General features: G+C 75.3%; 17 protein-coding genes and 1 riboswitch. Of the genes, 5 read left to right on the top strand and 12 right to left on the bottom strand.

The window, feature by feature from the left end; genetic code table 11:
* Window positions 1-13: 13 nt before the first annotated feature.
* A complete protein-coding gene (gene argJ, locus OIM89_RS26220) occupies window positions 14-1,165 on the bottom strand; it encodes a bifunctional glutamate N-acetyltransferase/amino-acid acetyltransferase ArgJ (RefSeq protein WP_010636604.1) in 1,152 nt (383 codons plus the stop codon).
* A 117-nt stretch (window positions 1,166-1,282) separates the two neighbouring features.
* Window positions 1,283-2,311, bottom strand: a complete 1,029-nt coding sequence (argC, locus tag OIM89_RS26215) for an N-acetyl-gamma-glutamyl-phosphate reductase (RefSeq protein WP_030695513.1) — start codon at window positions 2,309-2,311, stop codon at window positions 1,283-1,285.
* Between the two features lie 175 nt (window positions 2,312-2,486).
* Here argC and OIM89_RS26210 point away from each other — a divergent pair, with 175 nt between their 5' ends.
* Window positions 2,487-3,161 (top strand): HEAT repeat domain-containing protein, encoded by a 675-nt coding sequence (locus tag OIM89_RS26210; RefSeq protein WP_030695514.1) that lies wholly within the window; start codon window positions 2,487-2,489, stop codon window positions 3,159-3,161.
* Window positions 3,162-3,168: 7 nt separating this feature from the next.
* Window positions 3,169-4,176, top strand: coding sequence for a MerR family transcriptional regulator (locus OIM89_RS26205; RefSeq protein ID WP_030695515.1), 1,008 nt, complete (start codon window positions 3,169-3,171; stop codon window positions 4,174-4,176).
* A gap of 51 nt (window positions 4,177-4,227) precedes the next feature.
* On the opposite strand, the gene OIM89_RS26200 is transcribed toward OIM89_RS26205, so the two are convergent.
* Window positions 4,228-5,091, bottom strand: coding sequence for a bifunctional 5,10-methylenetetrahydrofolate dehydrogenase/5,10-methenyltetrahydrofolate cyclohydrolase (locus OIM89_RS26200; protein ID WP_030695516.1), 864 nt, complete (start codon window positions 5,089-5,091; stop codon window positions 4,228-4,230).
* A 20-nt stretch (window positions 5,092-5,111) separates the two neighbouring features.
* A riboswitch (ZMP/ZTP riboswitch) is annotated at window positions 5,112-5,200 on the bottom strand.
* An 84-nt stretch (window positions 5,201-5,284) separates the two neighbouring features.
* On the opposite strand from OIM89_RS26200, the gene OIM89_RS26195 reads away from it, so the two are divergent.
* Window positions 5,285-5,836 (top strand): GNAT family N-acetyltransferase, encoded by a 552-nt coding sequence (locus OIM89_RS26195; protein WP_030695517.1) that lies wholly within the window; start codon window positions 5,285-5,287, stop codon window positions 5,834-5,836.
* Window positions 5,837-5,879: 43 nt separating this feature from the next.
* Here OIM89_RS26195 and OIM89_RS26190 read toward each other — a convergent pair whose 3' ends face one another.
* Window positions 5,880-6,707 carry a LysR family substrate-binding domain-containing protein gene (locus tag OIM89_RS26190; protein WP_175459043.1) on the bottom strand — a complete coding sequence of 276 codons (828 nt, stop codon included), beginning with the start codon at window positions 6,705-6,707 and terminating at the stop codon, window positions 5,880-5,882.
* 665 nt (window positions 6,708-7,372) lie between these two features.
* On the opposite strand from OIM89_RS26190, the gene OIM89_RS26185 reads away from it, so the two are divergent.
* A complete protein-coding gene (locus tag OIM89_RS26185) occupies window positions 7,373-7,777 on the top strand; it encodes a DUF5997 family protein (RefSeq protein WP_047469802.1) in 405 nt (134 codons plus the stop codon).
* A gap of 172 nt (window positions 7,778-7,949) precedes the next feature.
* On the opposite strand, the gene OIM89_RS26180 is transcribed toward OIM89_RS26185, so the two are convergent.
* From OIM89_RS26180 to OIM89_RS26145, 8 genes are all read right to left on the bottom strand, one after another.
* The gene (locus tag OIM89_RS26180) at window positions 7,950-10,172 is read right to left on the bottom strand and encodes an NADP-dependent isocitrate dehydrogenase (RefSeq protein ID WP_030695520.1); all 2,223 of its coding nucleotides are present in this window, start codon (window positions 10,170-10,172) and stop codon (window positions 7,950-7,952) included.
* Between the two features lie 85 nt (window positions 10,173-10,257).
* Window positions 10,258-10,878 carry an NAD(P)-dependent oxidoreductase gene (locus OIM89_RS26175; RefSeq protein ID WP_030695521.1) on the bottom strand — a complete coding sequence of 207 codons (621 nt, stop codon included), beginning with the start codon at window positions 10,876-10,878 and terminating at the stop codon, window positions 10,258-10,260.
* 177 nt (window positions 10,879-11,055) lie between these two features.
* Window positions 11,056-11,910 carry a GNAT family N-acetyltransferase gene (locus tag OIM89_RS26170; protein WP_151170014.1) on the bottom strand — a complete coding sequence of 285 codons (855 nt, stop codon included), beginning with the start codon at window positions 11,908-11,910 and terminating at the stop codon, window positions 11,056-11,058.
* Window positions 11,911-12,001: 91 nt separating this feature from the next.
* A complete protein-coding gene (locus tag OIM89_RS26165; RefSeq protein ID WP_195731235.1) occupies window positions 12,002-12,460 on the bottom strand; it encodes a hypothetical protein in 459 nt (152 codons plus the stop codon).
* Window positions 12,461-12,499: 39 nt separating this feature from the next.
* On the bottom strand, window positions 12,500-13,024 hold the full coding sequence (locus tag OIM89_RS26160; protein WP_195731234.1) for an AAA family ATPase: 525 nt from the start codon (window positions 13,022-13,024) through the stop codon (window positions 12,500-12,502).
* Between the two features lie 25 nt (window positions 13,025-13,049).
* Window positions 13,050-13,625, bottom strand: coding sequence for a histidine phosphatase family protein (locus OIM89_RS26155; RefSeq protein ID WP_030695525.1), 576 nt, complete (start codon window positions 13,623-13,625; stop codon window positions 13,050-13,052).
* A gap of 99 nt (window positions 13,626-13,724) precedes the next feature.
* Window positions 13,725-14,198, bottom strand: a complete 474-nt coding sequence (locus tag OIM89_RS26150; RefSeq protein WP_030695526.1) for a GNAT family N-acetyltransferase — start codon at window positions 14,196-14,198, stop codon at window positions 13,725-13,727.
* Between the two features lie 41 nt (window positions 14,199-14,239).
* A complete protein-coding gene (locus OIM89_RS26145) occupies window positions 14,240-15,727 on the bottom strand; it encodes a PLP-dependent aminotransferase family protein (RefSeq protein WP_229360141.1) in 1,488 nt (495 codons plus the stop codon).
* Here OIM89_RS26145 and OIM89_RS26140 point away from each other — a divergent pair.
* A complete protein-coding gene (locus tag OIM89_RS26140) occupies window positions 15,726-16,676 on the top strand; it encodes a DMT family transporter (protein WP_264491666.1) in 951 nt (316 codons plus the stop codon). The two genes, OIM89_RS26145 and OIM89_RS26140, sit on opposite strands and share 2 nt — an antisense overlap.
* Window positions 16,677-16,716: the final 40 nt, after the last annotated feature.

Raw genomic sequence — 16,716 nt, 5'->3', positions numbered from 1 at the left:
GGCGCTCTCCTGGTCAGGAGGAGTACGCGCTGTTCTCGTGGACGTAGTCGGCGGTGAGGTCGTTGGTCCAGATGACCGCGGAGGCGTCGCCCGCGTGCAGGTCGGCGGTGATGGTGACCTCGCGGTAGCGCATGTCGACCAGCGAGCGGTCCTCGCCGACGCCGCCGTCCTTGCAGACCCAGACGCCGTTGATGGCCACGTCGAGCCGGTCGGGCTCGAAGACGGCGTCGGTGGTGCCGATGGCGGAGAGCACCCGGCCCCAGTTGGGGTCCTCGCCGTGCACGGCGCACTTGAGCAGGTTGTTCCGGGCGATGGTGCGGCCCACCTGCACGGCGTCCTCCTCGCTGGCGGCGCCGGTCACCTCGATCCGGATGTCCTTGCTGGCGCCCTCGGCGTCGCCGATGAGCTGGCGGGCCAGGTCGTCGCAGACGGTGCGGACGGCCTCGGCGAACTCCGCCTCGCCGGGCACCTTGCCGGAGGCGCCGGAGGCGAGCAGCAGCACGGTGTCGTTGGTCGACATGCAGGCGTCGGAGTCGATCCGGTCGAAGGTGGTGCGGGTGGCGCCGCGCAGCACCCGGTCGAGGGTGTCGCTGTCGAGGTCGGCGTCGGTGGTGAGGACGACCAGCATGGTGGCGAGGGAGGGGGCGAGCATGCCCGCGCCCTTGGCCATGCCGCCGACGGTCCAGCCGTCGCCGGTGACGACGGCCGTCTTGTGGACGGTGTCGGTGGTCTTGATGGCGATGGCGGCCTTCTCGCCGCCGTGCGCGCTGAGGGCGGCGGCCGCGGTCTCGACGCCGGGCAGCAGCTTGTCCATCGGCAGCAGCTCGCCGATGAGGCCGGTGGAGGCCACCGCGATGTCGCCGGCGCCCTCGCCGAGGATCTCGGCCACCTTCTCGGCGGTGGCGTGGGTGTCCTGGAAACCCTGCGGCCCGGTGCAGGCGTTGGCGCCGCCGGAGTTGAGGACGACCGCGGCGACCTGCCCGTCCTTGACGACCTGCTCGGACCAGAGGACCGGCGCGGCCTTGACGCGGTTGGCGGTGAAGACGCCCGCAGCGGATCGGCGGGGGCCGGTGTTGACCACGAGGGCCAGGTCCGGGTTGCCGTTCGCCTTGATGCCCGCGGCGATACCCGCCGCGGTGAATCCCTGTGCTGCCGTGACGCTCACGGTCTTCTCCTTCCGGCCTTCCGGCCTCTTCCACCCCGGCGCCCGCGTGGGCCCGGGGCGTGGTTCAGGGCGCCATCCGTACGGGGTGTGCGCCCGGGTCCGCCGCCGGCACCCCCCTCAGGGGGCGACACCGGTGACGGGCAGTCCGCTGGTCTCCGGGAGTCCGAGGGCGAGGTTCATGCTCTGCACGGCGCCGCCCGCGGTGCCCTTGGTCAGGTTGTCGATGGCGCTGATCACCAGAACCCGCCCGGCCGCCTCGTCGTACGCCACCTGGAGCTGCGCGGTGTTGGAGCCGTACACGGCGCCGGTCGCGGGCCACTGCCCTTCGGGCAGCAGGTGGACGAAGGGCTCGTCCGCGTACGCCTTCTCGTACACCTCGCGCAGGCGCTCGGCGTCGACGCCGGGGCGGGCCTTGGCGCTGGAGGTGGCGAGGATGCCGCGGGGCATCGGGGCCAGGGTCGGGGTGAAGGAGACGGTGACCCGCTCGCCGGCGGCGGCGCTGAGGTTCTGGATCATCTCCGGGGTGTGCCGGTGCAGCCCGCCCACGCCGTACGGCGACATGGAGCCCATGACCTCGCTGCCCAGCAGGTGGGGCTTGGCCGCCTTGCCCGCACCGGAGGTGCCGGAGGCGGCGACGACCACGGCCTCGGGCTCGGCGAGCCCGGCGGCGTAGGCCGGGGCGAGCGCCAGCGACACCGCCGTCGGGTAGCAACCGGGCACCGCGACGCGCCTGGACCCCTCCAGCGCGGCGCGGGCACCCGGCAGCTCGGGGAGGCCGTAGGGCCAGGTCCCGGCGTGCGGCGAGCCGTAGAAGCGTTCCCAGTCGGCGGCGTCCGCGAGCCGGAAGTCCGCCCCCATGTCCACCACCAGCACGCTCTCGCCGAGCTGCTCGGCGACGGCGGCCGACTGCCCGTGCGGCAGCGCCAGGAAGACGACGTCGTGCCCGGCCAGCGTCTCGGCCGTGGTCGCCGCCAGCACCCGGTCGGCGAGCGGCAGCAGATGCGGCTGAAGCGCCCCGAGCCGCTGCCCGGCGTTGGACCCCGCCGTCAGCACCCCGATCTCGACCTCAGGATGCTGAAGCAACAGCCGCAGCACCTCACCACCCGCGTACCCACTCGCGCCCGCCACTGCCGCGCGTACCGTCATGGAACCCTCCTTCTAGGTGGCATGACTATACGCATAGGTGCACGTTTATGCAATGAGGGGGGCGGGCGGGGCAGCTGGACCGGCCGCCGGTCTGACGGTCCGGCCACCGCCGCCCGTCCGCGCTTGACCTTGACACGGTGACAAGGTCTTCACTGCGGGCCAGGAGGTGGTCTCGATGACGGTCACGGGACAGGATCAGGACAGGAACGAGGCGCGGCTGCTCGGGGGGCTGGCGGACGAGCGGGCGTCGGTCCGGTTGCGGGCGGCTCTGGCGATCGGTTCGGCGCCCCGGCCGGGCTTCGTGGGGGCACTCGTGGAGCGGTGCGCCGTCGAACCGGAGTTCTCGGTACGGGACATGCTGACGTGGGCGCTCACCCGCCACCCGGTCCCCCTGACGCTTCCCGCGCTCCTGCGCGAGCTGGGCTCGGAACGGACGCAGGCCCGTAGTCAGGCGCTGCACACGCTCTCCAAGATCAGGGACGCGCGGGCGTACCCGGCGATCACCAGGGCGCTGCTGACCGACACCGACGACGAGGTGGCCCGGAGCGCCTGGCGGGCGGCGGTGGTGCTCGTCCCCGAGGGCGAGGAGTCCGCGCTGGCCGCGGTGCTGGCGACGCAGCTCGGGCGCGGCCCGCTGGAGACGCGGCGCAGTCTCAGCCGGGCGCTGGTCGCCCTGGGCGAGGTGATCGTGCCCGCGCTGCGGGCTACGGCCGAGGCGGCGGACCCGGAAGTGCGGGCACACGTGCTCGCCACCGAGCGGCTGCTGCGCGACCCGGACTCGGGGTTCGAGGGCGCCGTGGAAGAGGCCAAGCGGGTCGTGGCGCTCGGCGGGTCCGGCCGGGAGGGATGATGGGCCGGTGCTGATCGGTGAGGTGGCGCGGCGCTCCGGGGTCAGCGCCCGCATGCTCCGGCACTACGAGTCGCTGGGCCTGGTGCGCCCTTCGGGCCGTACGGGCTCGGGCTACCGGGAGTACTCCGGGGCCGACATCCGCCGCATCCTGCACATCGAGAGCCTGCGCTCGCTCGGGTTGTCGCTGCGGGAGATCGGGCGGGCCCTGGACGAGCCCGGCTTCACGCCGTCGGCGCTGGTCGGCGACCTCATCCGGCAGACCCGGGCGCGTATCGCGGCGGAGACGGAGCTGCTGACGCGGCTGCGGCGGCTCGACGCGGCGGACCCGGCCGGCTGGGAGGACGCCCTTCGGGTGGTCGCCCTGCTCCAGGCGCTGGGGTCGACCAGCGCCGACGCGCGCCAGCGGGCGGCCCTCTCCTCGGGCGACGCGGTGCCGGTACCGGTGGAGGCCCTGGTCGAGGCGGTGCTGAGCGAGCCGGAGCCGAATGTGGCCGGTGCCCTGAGCTGGGCTCTGGCGCGGTCGGGCGGGAGCGCCGCCGGGCTGCTGGCCGAGGCTCTCGGCTCGCCGGAGGCGGCGGTGCGGGAGCGGGCCGTCGAGACCCTGGCCGAGCTGCCCGGGGAAGGGCCCGCCCGGCAGCTCCGGGAGGCGCTCGGCCATCCGGACCCCGTGGTGCGGGGGCACGCGGCGCTGGCGCTCGGGGCGCGCGGCGAGGCCGAGGCCGTGCCGGCGCTGCTCGACATGGTCGTTGCGGGGCACCGCGACACGGACGCGGCCGACACGCTGGGTGTCCTGGCCTCCGACGAGGCGACGGCGGACCGCGTGGCCGGGGCGATGACGGCCCGCCTCGCGGACACCGGCACCCGGGCACCGGCGCGCGGTCGGCTGACCCAGGCGCTGGCGGACATCCCGGGGCCGGTGGCGGCCCGGGCCCTCGCGGAGCTGTCGCACGACGAGGACCGGGCTGTCGCGCTGACCGCCACGTACCTCCTGCGCCTGCGGGAGGGCACGCGCTGAGGGGAACCGGAGCACGCGGCCGGCCGGCCGAAAGCTCCGGCCGAGCCCGGGTCAGGCAGCCGTACCGAGCTGCCGGCCCGCCGCCTCCACGGTCTGGGCGAGGAGGACGGCGATGGTCATGGGGCCGACGCCGCCGGGGACGGGGGTGATCAGCGAGGCGCGGGTGGCGGCCGAGGCGAAGTCCACGTCGCCGACGTTGCCCTCGTTGTAGCCGGCGTCGATCACCACCGCGCCCGGCTTGAGGTCGTCGCCGGTGAGGAAGCGGGGGCGGCCGACCGCGGCGATCAGGATGTCCGCCTCGCGGACGGCCGCCGCCAGGTCGGCGGTGCGCGAGTGGCAGTACGTCACGGTGGCGTCCCGCGCGAGGAGCAGCATCCCGGCGGGCTTGCCCAGGATGGCGCTGCGGCCGACGACGACCGCGCGCTTGCCGGCGGGCTCCACCCCGTACGCGTCCAGCAGCCGCATGATGCCGCCGGGGGTGCAGGAGACGAAGCCGGGGAGGCCGAAGCTCATCGCGGCGAAGGAGTGCGTCGTGACGCCGTCGACGTCCTTCTCGGGCGCGATGGCCTCGAAGGCGGCGCGCTCGTCGATGTGCGGCCCCACCGGGTGCTGGAGCAGGATGCCGTGCACGGACGGGTCCTGGGAGAGGGCGGTGACGGTCTCGACCAGTTCGGCGGTGGTGACCGAGGCGGGCAGGGCGACCTGCCGTGACTCGATGCCCGCCTTGCGGCAGCGGGCGCGCTTCATCCGGACGTAGGTGACCGAGGCCGGGTCCTCCCCGACGAGCACGGTGGCGAGGCAGGGGGCGGTGCCGGTACGGCGGCGGATCTCCGCGGCCGCCTCGGCACTCTCCTCGGTGATCCGGCGGGCGAGTGCGGTGCCGTCCATCAGGCGGGCGGTCGGTGTCTGGGTCATGGGGCGCTCCCGGGCTCGCGGTGAGTCGCCCAGGCGCGCGGCAGGGAAGGCGGGTCGCCGGGCCGCTCCCCGGTGGTTCTCCACCTCAGCGCCAGTCACGGCCCGTCGTCACCTTACTGGACGGGGGCGGGGCGCGAGATGCCCGGCGAAAGCCGCTTGCCCGCCCGCGGCCTGCTGCGACAGCATCCCCCGCATGGACACCGCGCCCCCCGAACTTCTCCCCGCCCACCCCGCCGAGCTGCGCCGCTGGCGCCGCGAGGACGCCGGGGCGCTGCACCGGGTGATCCGCGAGTCGCGGGAGCACCTGGTGCCGTGGATGCCGTGGGCCGCCGGGCAGGGTCCGCGCGAGACCGCGGAATTCCTGGGCCGCTGCGACGAGGAGTGGGAGAGCGGCGAGGCGTACATGTACGCGCTGACGGCCGGCGGGGCGGTGCTCGGCAGCTGCGGGCTGATGCGGCGGATCGGGCCGGGCGGGCTGGAGATCGGCTACTGGCTCCATCCGGGGTGGACGGGCCGGGGGCTCGTCACCCGCTCCGTCGGCGCGCTCATCACGGCGGCTCGCGCCCTCCCCGGCGTGGACCACGTAGCCGTCCACCACGACGAGGCCAACACCGCCAGCGCCGCCGTCCCCCGGCGGCTCGGCTTCACCGAGATCAGCCGCAACCCGACGGAGGGCGGCCCGGCGACCCCCGGGGAGAACGGCGTCGAGGTCGTCTGGCGCCTCGACCTCGCGCCTGCTCCGTAGCGGTCGCACCGGGGAGCGCCCCGCAGGCGACTGGAAGCGCCTCCTACGACCTGCGGCGCGGCTTCCCCCGCCTGGCGCCCTTGGCCCCTCCGGACGCCTTGCCGCCCTTGGCCCCCTTCGGCCCGCCCGCCGCGCCACGCGGGTTCTTCCCGCCGGAGCCGGCCTTGGCCGCACCCTTGCGCGGGGCGGACTTGGCGTCGGTGCCCTTGCCCTTCGGCCTGGCCGGGGCGGGGGTGGCGGGGAGGCGGCCCCGGGTGCTGTTGGCGGTGCGGCCGCGGACGATGCCGATGAAGGCGTCGACGAGGTCGGTGGTGTGTTCCTCGGGCCAGGAGAGGGCGACCCGGGAGGCGGGGACCTCCAGCAGCGGCCGGAAGGTGAGGTCGCGGCGGTGGTGCAGACGGGCCAGCGACTGCGGCACGGCCACCAGGCCGACCCCGGCCGCCACCAGCTCGATCGCGTCGGCCGTGGTGGCGGGGCGTTCGATCGCGGGCAGGCCCGGCGGGTGCTCCCACTCCAAGGGGTCGTCGAGCGGGTGGAGGACGAGGTGCCCGTCCAGTTCCTCGACGGGCACCTCGTCCACCGCGGTGAGCAGGTGGTCCCGGGGGACGACGACCACGGTCGTCTCGGTGTAGAGCGGGATCGCGCTGAGGTCCTCGCCGTCGACCGGCATCCGGAGCAGCGCCGCGTCCGCCCCGCCCTCGCGCAGCAGGGCGGTGGCCTCGGGGGCGGCGACCTGCACCAGCGTGAGGGGGATGGCGGGGAAGCGCTCCTGCCAGATCCGCACCCACTTGCCGGGCGTCACGCCGGGGACGAACGCGAGCCGGAAGGAGGGGGACGCGTCGGCGGCGGGCCGGTCTTCGGTGCTTGTCACCTGGCCAGGCTACCGGCCGGTTCCGTGCGGCCGCTCGTCACCGTCTCGGGCACGCCGGTCGCCCGGGGCCGCCCCTCGGCCGAGGACGACCCGCTCTCCACCGCGGGCCAGGCCGGCGGGGCGCAGCGCCCCGGTCACCCGCGTCCTCGGACCGGCCCCGCGTGGCGTCGCGCAGTTCCACGGTCCGCCTGCCGCGTACGGTCCACCACGAGGGCCAGGGCGGATTCACCGGCCTGCTCACGGAAAGCGCCCGCCGCGCCGGGGTCGCCGGCTTCCCGGGGGACGGCGCGCAGCGCTGGCCGGCGGTCCACGCGCTCGACGCCGCCGTGCTGTTCCGCCTCGCGCTGGAGGGGGCACCGGGCGGAAGCTCCCGGCACGCGGTGGCCGACGAGGGGTGGCGGTCGGCGACATGGCAGGGCTCAGCGGTCGCCGGCCGGGGCTGCCCGTGGAGCCGGTGCCCGAGGAGATCTGCGGCCCGCTGGGCCCGGTCTTCGCCACCGACCAGCCCGCTCCAGCGCCCGCACCCGCGCCGAGCCGGGCTGGACCCCGGTCCGGCCCGGGCTCCTCGTGGGCCTGGAGAACCTCGAAGCCTGAGCTTTCCCCCGGGCCCCGTCCGGCGACCGGGTGGTTCGGAGCAGGCACCGGTGCTCGATACCCTGGTCAGCATGACCTCGCACCAGAACACCCAGACCATGAAGCCCGCGACCGCGGCGAAGAAACTGGGTGTGTACCTCCCGGCCACCCCCAGTGAGTTCCAGGAGGGGCCCGTCTCGCGGGCCGAGCTCGACGCCCTCCAGTCCGACCCGCCCCAGTGGCTCCGCGACCTGCGGCGCGACGGCCCCCACCCGCGTCCGGTGGTCGCCGCCAAGCTGGGCGTCTCCATCGCCGGGCTGGCCCGCGGCGGCGTCACCGAGGCGCTCACCACCGAGCAGATCGAGGCGCTGAAGGACGAGCGGCCCGACTGGCTGGAGAAGGAGCGCGCCACCCAGGCCGACGTCCGCAAGGAGACGGCCCGTATCGCGGAGCGCGACGCGGCCCGGGCGGAGAAGGCGGCCCGCGCGGAGGACTGAGCGGCACGTACGCGAGGCGGGAAGGCGCGGCCCGGACGGGCCGCGCCTTCGGCATGACACCGCGTACCGAGCCGCGTGACGACGTGCCCGCACGACGACGCCGCCCCGCCCCGGACACCAGGTCCGGGACGGGGCGGCGTTCCTGTGCGGTCCGGGGACCGCACGGGAGCGATCAGGCCAGGGTGGCGATGGCCTGGTTCAGCGTCTTCGACGGGCGCATCACGGCCTCGGCCTTGGCCGGGTCGGGCTGGTAGTAGCCGCCGATGTCGACCGGCTTGCCCTGGACGGCCGCCAGCTCGGCGACGATCGTCCCCTCCTGCTCGGCGAGGGTCGCGGCCAGCGGCGCGAAGGCCTCGGCGAGCTGGGCGTCGTCGGTCTGCTGGGCCAGCTCCTGCGCCCAGTACAGGGCGAGGTAGAAGTGGCTGCCGCGGTTGTCGATGCCGCCGAGCTTGCGGCTGGGCGACTTGTCCTCGTTGAGGAAGGTGCCGGTGGCACGGTCCAGGGTGTCGGCCAGCACCTGGGCGCGGGCGTTGCCGGTGGTCTGCGCGAGGTGCTCGAAGCTGACGGCCAGGGCGAGGAACTCACCGAGGCTGTCCCAGCGGAGGTAGTCCTCCTTGACGAGCTGCTGGACGTGCTTCGGGGCGGAGCCGCCGGCGCCGGTCTCGAAGAGGCCGCCGCCGTTCATCAGCGGGACGACCGACAGCATCTTGGCGCTGGTGCCCAGCTCCAGGATGGGGAAGAGGTCGGTCAGGTAGTCGCGCAGCACGTTGCCGGTGACGGAGATGGTGTCCTCGCCGCGGCGGATGCGCTCCAGGGAGAAGCGGGTCGCCTCCACCGGCGAGAGGATCTTGATCTCCAGGCCCTCGGTGTCGTGCTCCGGCAGGTACGCCTGGACCTTCTCGATGAGGCGCGCGTCGTGGGCGCGGTCCTCGTCCAGCCAGAAGACGGCCGGGTTGCCGGTGGCGCGGGCGCGGGTGACGGCGAGCTTCACCCAGTCCTTGATGGGCGCGTCCTTGGTCTGGCACATCCGGAAGATGTCGCCGGCCCCGACGGTCTGCTCCAGGACGGCCTCGCCGCTCTGGGTGTCGACCACGCGGACGGTGCCGGTGGTGGGCACCTCGAAGGTCTTGTCGTGGCTGCCGTACTCCTCGGCCTTCTGCGCCATGAGGCCGACGTTCGGCACCGAGCCCATGGTGGAGGGGTCGTAGGCGCCGTTGGCGCGGCAGTCCTCGATGACGGCCTGGTAGACACCGGCGTAGCTGCTGTCCGGGAGGACGGCCAGGGTGTCGGCCTCCTCGCCGTCCGGGCCCCACATGTGGCCGGAGGTGCGGATCATCGCGGGCATGGAGGCGTCCACGATGACGTCACTCGGGACGTGCAGGTTGGAGATGCCGCGGTCGGAGTCGACCATGGCGAGCGCCGGGCCCTCGGCCAGCTCGGCGTCGAAGGACGCCTTGATCTCGGCGCCCTCGGCCAGGCCCTCCAGGCCCTTGTAGATGCCGCCGAGGCCGTCGTTGGGGCTGAGGCCGGCGGCGGCGAGCGCCGGGCCGTACTGGGCGAAGGTCTTCGGGAAGAAGGCGCGGACCACGTGGCCGAAGATGATCGGGTCGGAGACCTTCATCATCGTCGCCTTGAGGTGCACCGAGAAGAGCACGCCCTCGGCCTTGGCCTTGGCGATCTGCGCGGTGAGGAACTCGCGCAGGGCGGCGACGCGCAGCACGGAGGCGTCGACGACCTCGCCGGCCAGGACCGGTACGGACTCGCGCAGCACGGTGGTGGAGCCGTCGTCACCGACCAGCTCGATGCGCAGGGTGCCGTCCTCGGCGACGACCGCGGACTTCTCGGTGGACCGGAAGTCGTCGACGCCCATGGTGGCGACGTTGGTCTTGGAGTCGGCCGTCCAGGCGCCCATGCGGTGCGGGTGGGCCTTTGCGTAGTTCTTCACCGAGGCCGGGGCGCGGCGGTCGGAGTTGCCCTCGCGCAGGACCGGGTTGACGGCGCTGCCCTTGACCTTGTCGTACCGGGCGCGGACGTCCTTGTCCTCGTCGGTCTTCGGGTCGTCCGGGTAGTCCGGAAGCGCGTAGCCCTGTCCCTGGAGCTCGGCGATGGCCGCCTTGAGCTGGGGGATGGAGGCCGAGATGTTCGGCAGCTTGATGATGTTGGCCTGCGGCGTCTTGGCGAGTTCGCCGAGCTCGGCGAGGGCGTCCTCGATGCGCTGGCCCTCGGCGAGACGCTCGGGGAAGCTCGCGATGATCCGTCCGGCCAGCGAGATGTCACGGCGCTCCACCGTGACCCCCGCGGTCGAGGCGTACGCCTCGACGACCGGCAGGAACGAATACGTCGCCAGGGCCGGGGCCTCGTCGGTGTGCGTATAGATGATGGTCGAGTCAGTCACCGGTGCTCCGCTCCACGTCTGCAACATTGCTCGACATCAAGATATCTCGTCGGGCCCCTCTGTTCGAAAGGGCCCTCCGCCCGCCTCAGGGGTAGAGGCTGCGCCGGTACGTGGCCGGGTCGGGCAGCGCCTGGAGGATCAGCTCGGCCAGGTCGGCGTAGGTGAGGCGGTACGTGTCGGCCCGGCGCGGGGCGGTCGCGGGCGGGCGGTGGCCCCGCGCGGGCCCCTCGGTGAGGGCGACGGGGCGCACCACCGTCCAGTCGAGGCCGCTGGCGGTGACCACCGCGTCCTGCTCCCGGCGGCCGCGTACGGCGGGGGCGGCGACGGTGCCGTACAGCTTGGCCAGTCCGCGCTGGACGGCGCCGTGCACGTGGTCGCCGTAGGCGGCCTCGGAGACGACCAGCAGGCGGTGGACGCCGAGCAGGTGCATGGCGTCGACGACGTTGCGGGTGCCCTGGGCGTAGAGCGGGACACGGCGTTCGCGGCGGCGCAGGCCGAAGGCGACGACCACGGCCGTGGCGCCGCCGAGGGCGTCGAGGACGGTGTCGCGTTCGAAGACCGACCCCGTGACGACCCGCCCGGCGGGGGCCCCGGCGAGGCGGGCCGGGTCGCGGACGTGGGCGGTGGTGGGAAGACCCGCGGCGGCGGCCGCGGTGAGCAGGGCGCGGCCGGTGCGGCCGGTGGCGCCGAAGACGGTGAGGTTCACCGGGCGCTCCGCCCGGGCGCGCGGCGCTCGGCGGCGACTGGGCTCATCGGGTGTCCTTTCCCGGGGCGGCCGCGGGCGGTTCCACGGCGGCCCGCGCGCGGAACCGGCGCGGTCCGCAGCAGCCTCACGCTAGGCGCGGCCCCGCGGGCCCGCCACCGCGCACGGGGCGGGCGGCGGTCAGCCGGCGGCCGGCGTCCACACGTACGGGGTCGTGGTGGTGAGCGTGCGGAAGCCGAGGCGTTCCAGGATGGGCCTGCTCCGGTCGGTCGCGTCGACCTGCACCCAGCGCACCCCCCGCGCGGCGGCGATCCGGGCCCGCTCGGCGACCAGCGCCCGGTACAGGCCGAGGCCACGGGCGGCCGGGACGGTACCGCCGCCCCACAGCCCGGCGAACTCCCCGCCCTCGTCCCACTCCAGCCGGCCCGCGCTCAGCGGCCGGTCGCCGTCGAGGACGACCACGACGGCGCTGCTGTCGGCGCGGTCGGTGAGCAGGTCGCGCACCCAGGCACGGGTCCGGGCACGGTCGTCGCCGAAGGCGGCCTGGTGGACCTCGGCGACCAGGCCGGCCTCCTCGGGCCGGGTCAGGCGGTGCAGCCGCGTCCCCTCGGGCAGCGGGACCTGGTGCGGGAGGCGGGCCGCCTCGGCCACCATCAGGCTCTCCGCCGGCTCGGCGACGAAGCCCGCCGCGCGCAGCCGGGCCGCGAGCCCCTCCGCGTCCTCGCCGGGCCGGCCCCCGGCGGGCCGCAGCCCGTCGTGCCCGTAGAGCTTCCACTCGAAGGACCGGCCCAGCGCCGCGAAGTGGGCCACGTGAGCCGCGATGACGCTGTCGGCCTCGCCCACGTCCAGCCCCGACCAGACCACCCCGTCCCACCCCTCGTCCCCACCGGTCTGGCGCAGGCTCTCCCCGATCCGCTCGACCACGGCACCGGGGCCGTCCGGGCGCGCCTCACGCCGCATGCGGAGGTCGTAGTACGCCCGGAGTTCGTCGGGGCTCGGGGCGGCGGGGGCGGCGGTGCGCGGCGGGGTGTCCATGGCGGGACTCCACCACCGGCGGGCGGCGGGGGCCAAGCCGTTTTCCGGCGCGGTGGGGGCGGCGGCCGCAGGTGGCGCGGCACGAGCTCCCTCAGCCGCCGACCGCACGGGCCCAGCACTCCTGGACGGCGACCTGCTTCCGGTCCAGCTCGGCATCGAACGGCCGGTTGGTGATCGTCCCCGGAATCGCCACGGACCGCCCCCGCACCCTGACGACCAGCAGGTCGGACCAGATTCCGCCGCGGGTGGCCCGCAGCCGTGTCTCGATCCCGGCGACCTCGTCCCAGGGGATGACACGCCTGCTGACGAAGGTGCGGAACTCCAGCCCTCCCGCGGTCAGGAGCACCCGGCCGTAGGTCAGGTTGACCATGGCGACGAAATGCGCCACGGCGAGGAGTCCGAGGCCGCCCGCCAACCACCACGTGTCGGGCCCGCGCGCGGTCAGGGCCGTCGCCGTCAGCACCCCGGCGAGCGCCAGCGTCAGCAGGCCGTTCCGCCACCAGAGCCGGAGGCGGTCGGCGGAGTTGAAGCCGATCCACACCTCAGCCATGCCGGTGAGGGTACCGACGTCCGTTCGCAGCCCCGGCGTTCAGGGGGTACGGCCCTGCGCGATCACCGCCGCCGCCTCGGCCGGGGTCAGGTGCGTGGTGTCGACCACCTCGGCGCTGCGGCGCAGCCACGGCAGGGCCGCGCGGTACGCCGCGCGGTGCCGCAGGCGCCAGGATCCGGCGGTGGCGCTCTCGGGCGCGCTGTCGGTGCGGATGCGGTGGGTGAGGGTGTCGGGGTCGCAGTGGAGCAGGACGTGCCGGACCGGTACGTCCTGCTCGGCGAAGCCCGCCGACAGCTCCGCCCAGTACTCCTCGCTGAGCACGGTCTGCGGGACGAGCAAGGTGCCGCCGGTGTACCGGAGGACCTGGGTGGCGGTGGCGACGACCACGCCGCGCCACGGCGGCCAGTCCTGGAAGTTGCCGACCGGCTCGGAGGCGAGGACCGGGCCGAGCAGGGCGCCCACCGTCTCGGTGTCGAAGACCCGGGAGCCGGGCAGGAGGGCGGCCAGTTCGCGGGTGGTGGTGGTCTTTCCCGCGCCGTAGGTGCCGTTCAGCCAGATGATCACCCCGGCGAGGGTAGCGGCCGGCCGCTCAGCGCGGGGCGTCCAGCCGCAGGCTCCACCGGCCCGGGTGGCCGGTGACGGTGGCGGCGGAGAGGGGGCCGGGGTCGACGTTCCAGTAGGTGGCCGGGGGTGCCTTGAGGGCGTAGACCAGCAGGGCGCGGACGACGGCGGGTTCGGCGACGGCGACCAGGGCGCCGCCGTCCTCGAAGGGGCGGGTGTCGAGCCAGCCGCCGACCCGGGTGACGAGGTCGAGCAGGCTCTCCCCGCCGTGCGGTGCGGCGCGCGGGTCCCGGAGCCAGGCGTCGACGGCGCGCGGGTCGTGCGCCGCGACCTCGCCGAGGGTCAGCCCCCGCCAGCCGCCCATGTCCCAGTCGCTGAGGGCGGGCTGGACGAGAGGGGCGAAGCCGAGGGCGTCGCCGGTGGCCCGGCTGCGGTGCGTCGGGGAGCAGTAGCGGAGGTCGGCGGCGCTGAGCGGAACGAGGGCGTGCGAGGCGAGTTGCACGGCGTGCCAGGCGGCCTGGTCCAGCGGGCGGTCGTCGGCGAACCGCTCGGCGAGTCGCGAGGTGCCGAGCGGTGCTGTGACGAGCGTCACCCGAACGTGCATGCGGCGATCGTCGGGGCAATCGCGCCTTCGGTCAAGAGGGCGTCGTCCAGGGGGAGTTGGGCCTCAGGTCCGTCTCTGGGGCGGCCGCCGGGCGCCGGGTCAGGAGCTGCCGAGGACCATCCACTGCTCGGGGCGCGGCAGCGGGGTGAAGCCCAGCTTGGCGTAGACCCCGTGGGCGTCCTCGGTGGCGAGCAGGACGCGGCGCATGCCGTGCGGTGACCGCCGGACCACGTCGGCGAGGACGGCGGCCACGAACGAGGTGCCGAGCCCCCGCCCCCGCGCGCCCGGTGCGATGTAGACGTCGCAGAGGTACGCGAAGGCGCCCAGGTCGGTGACGATCCGCGCGCATCCCACCTGCGCGCCGGACTCCTCCTCGTACACCCCGTAGACGAGCGAGCCGGCGAGCATCTGCGCCTGGGCCTCGCGGCTGCGGCCCAGCGCCCAGTAGGCGTCGGTGGAGAGCCAGTGGTGGACGAGGTCCGCGTCGAAGCGGCCGGGGTCGGCGGAGCAGACGTGTCCCGGGGGCAGCGGGTGGCGGGCAGCGGCGTCGAGGAGTTCCTGGGTGTCGATCACAGAGCGAGGCTCGCAGGTGGGAGGAGGCGCGCGCAGCCGGATTACGCGGGTGCCGGCTCCTCTCCCCCGGCGCCGTGGGGCAGCGCCTCCGTACAGGCGGTACGGAGCCGGCGCACGCCTTCGGTGATCTCGGACGTACCGGCGGTGGCGGCGAAACCGAGACGCAGGTGGACGGCGGGCGGCTCGGCGCAGAAGTACGGCCTGCCGGGGGTGACCGCGACGCCGGCGCGCAGCGCGGCTCCGGTGAGCGCCGCCTCGTCGGTGCCCTCCGGGGCGCGGACCCACAGGTGGAATCCGCCGCGTGGTGCGGCGGCCTGGACCAGGGCGGGCACCTGGCGGCGCAGTTCGGCGGCGAGGTGGTCACGGCGCGGGCGCAGCGCGGCGGCGACGGCCCGCAGGTGGCGGGGCCAGGCCGGGGAACCGACCAGTTCGAGGGCGGCCTCCTGGAGGGGGCGCGGGACGAAGAACTGGTCGACCACGTGAATGGCGCGCAACCGCTCCAGCACCGGCCCTCTTGCGGCCAGCGCCCCGACCCGCAGGCTCGGCGAGGTGATCTTGGTGAGGGAGCGGAGATGGACGACGACGCCGTCCGGGTCGTCGGCGGCGAGCGGTGGCGGCAGCGCGCCCGCGTCCTCGTGGGCGAGGCTGCGCGCGAAGTCGTCCTCGACGACGAAGGCCCCGGCCTCGCGGGCGATCCGGAGCACTTCGCGACGCCGCTCGCGGGCGAGCACCGCACCGGTCGGGTTCTGGAAGAGCGGCTGGCAGACGAGGACCCGGGCACCGGTGGCCCGCAGCGCCGCCGCCAGCAGCTCCGGCCTGAGGCCGTCCGCGTCGACGGGGACGGGGACGGGCCGCTGCCCGGCCGCGCGGGCGACCGCGAGCATCCCCGGGTAGGTCGGCGACTCCACGAGGACCGGCGCGCCCGGCGGCGCCAGCGCCCGCAGGGCGGTGGTCAGCGCGGACTGGCCGCCCGCCGTGATCAGTACGTCGGCACCGGTCGGCCCGCCCTCTCCGCCGGGACCGGCGATCTGGCGGGCGAACCAGGCCCGTAGCTCGGGAAGCCCGTCGGTGGGCGGCCGGTTCCACGCCCCTGGCCTGCGTCCGGCCCTGGCGAGCGCGGCGGCCAGGGCCCGTTCGGGCTGGAGCGAGGGGTGCAGGTAACCGCCGTTGAACTCGACGACGCCGGGCGGGGGTTCGGCGAGCGTGACGAGGACACCGGAGGCGTCCACCGAGCGGGGCACGGGCCCGGCGGCGGTCTGCGCCGACAGGGCGACCTCCTGCCAGGAGGTGTCTCCGGGCGCGGGCGTGGCCGGTCCGCTCGGCTCGGCCCGGTACGCGCCGGCGCCGGGCCGGGTGACCACGACCCCTTCGGCGGCGAGCTGCGCGAGGGCCCGGGAGACGGTCACCGGGCTGACCCGGTACCGCTCGACCAGCGTCCTGCTCGACGGGAGGCGTTCTCCCGGGGAGTAGCGGTCCACCTCTTCGCGCAGAATTCCCGCCAGCTCCGCCACACTGCTACGCTCGGTCATGAGAGCACAGAGTAGCGCTACCGCCCGCACCGCGAAAGCGGTCACTCCCCCGCACACCTCCCCGACCGCCCGGCCGGCGGGCACGGAGCCCCGGCCCCGCTCCGGCACGGCCCTCGCCCTGCTCGGCGTCTTCTGCTTCTCCCTGACCTTCCCGTCCACCGCGTGGGGCCTGGAGAGTTTCGGCCCGTGGTCGCTGGTGGCCGTGCGCGGCGTCCTGGCCGCCGCCGTCGCCGGGGTGTTTCTGCTGGCCCAGCGGGTCCCGCTGCCGGAGCGGCGCCACTGGGCCGGGCTCGCGGTGGTCGGCGGCGGCGTCGTGATCGGCTTCCCGCTGCTGACCACGCTGGCGCTGGGCACCTCCTCCACCGCCCACGCGGCCGTGGTGGTGGGCCTGCTGCCGCTCACCACAGCGACGCTCGCGGCGCTGCGCACCGGCCACCGCCCCTCGCGCACCTTCTGGGCGGCCGCCGTGGCGGGGGCGGCGGTGGTGGCCGCCTTCACCTGGCAGCAGAGCGGCGGCGCCCTCTCCACCGGCGACCTGTACCTCCTCGGCGCGCTGCTGGTCTGCGCCGCCGGCTACACGGAGGGCGGCCGGCTCGCCGCCCTGATGCCCGGGTGGCAGGTGGTCGGCTGGGCCCTGGTCCTCTGCCTGCCCGTCACGGTCGCCGGATCGGTGGTCGCCCTCAGCCTGGAGCCGGTCCGCTGGAGCCTGCACGGCGCGGTGGGCCTGGCCTGGGTCGCCGCCGGGTCGACCTTCCTCGGGCTGTACGTCTGGTACCGGGGCATGGCCGGGATCGGCGTGGCCCGGGCCAGCCAGCTCCAGCTGGCCCAGCCGCTGCTGACGCTGGTCTGGTCGTTCTGGCTGCTCGGCGAGGAACTGACCTGGGCGGCCCCGCTGGCGGCGACGGGCGTACTGGTCTGCATCGCCGTCACCCAGCGCGCCCGCGGCTGACCGGCCCGGACCGCCGCACGGGCCCGCCACCCGGCACCCC

It is taken from the genome of Streptomyces sp. BI87 (genome assembly GCF_025957665.1).
GTDB lineage: Bacteria > Actinomycetota > Actinomycetes > Streptomycetales > Streptomycetaceae > Streptomyces > Streptomyces albidoflavus.
The sequence above is the reverse complement of the archived record's forward strand: the minus strand, read 5'-3'. Positions and strand labels throughout refer to the sequence as shown.

Bases quoted from the DNA above. Each gene is read 5' to 3' on its own strand.
- OIM89_RS26145 (WP_229360141.1), bottom strand. From the start codon at position 15,727: ATGACCGAGCGTAGCAGTGTGGCGGAGCTGGCGGGAATTCTGCGCGAA.
- OIM89_RS26195 (WP_030695517.1), top strand. From the start codon at position 5,285: ATGGACACCGCGCCCCCCGAACTTCTCCCCGCCCACCCCGCCGAGCTG.
- OIM89_RS26200 (WP_030695516.1), bottom strand. From the start codon at position 5,091: ATGACCCAGACACCGACCGCCCGCCTGATGGACGGCACCGCACTCGCC.
- OIM89_RS26140 (WP_264491666.1), top strand. From the start codon at position 15,726: ATGAGAGCACAGAGTAGCGCTACCGCCCGCACCGCGAAAGCGGTCACT.
- OIM89_RS26210 (WP_030695514.1), top strand. From the start codon at position 2,487: ATGACGGTCACGGGACAGGATCAGGACAGGAACGAGGCGCGGCTGCTC.
- OIM89_RS26170 (WP_151170014.1), bottom strand. From the start codon at position 11,910: ATGGACACCCCGCCGCGCACCGCCGCCCCCGCCGCCCCGAGCCCCGAC.
- OIM89_RS26185 (WP_047469802.1), top strand. From the start codon at position 7,373: ATGACCTCGCACCAGAACACCCAGACCATGAAGCCCGCGACCGCGGCG.
- argC (WP_030695513.1), bottom strand. From the start codon at position 2,311: ATGACGGTACGCGCGGCAGTGGCGGGCGCGAGTGGGTACGCGGGTGGT.
- OIM89_RS26155 (WP_030695525.1), bottom strand. From the start codon at position 13,625: ATGCACGTTCGGGTGACGCTCGTCACAGCACCGCTCGGCACCTCGCGA.
- OIM89_RS26165 (WP_195731235.1), bottom strand. From the start codon at position 12,460: ATGGCTGAGGTGTGGATCGGCTTCAACTCCGCCGACCGCCTCCGGCTC.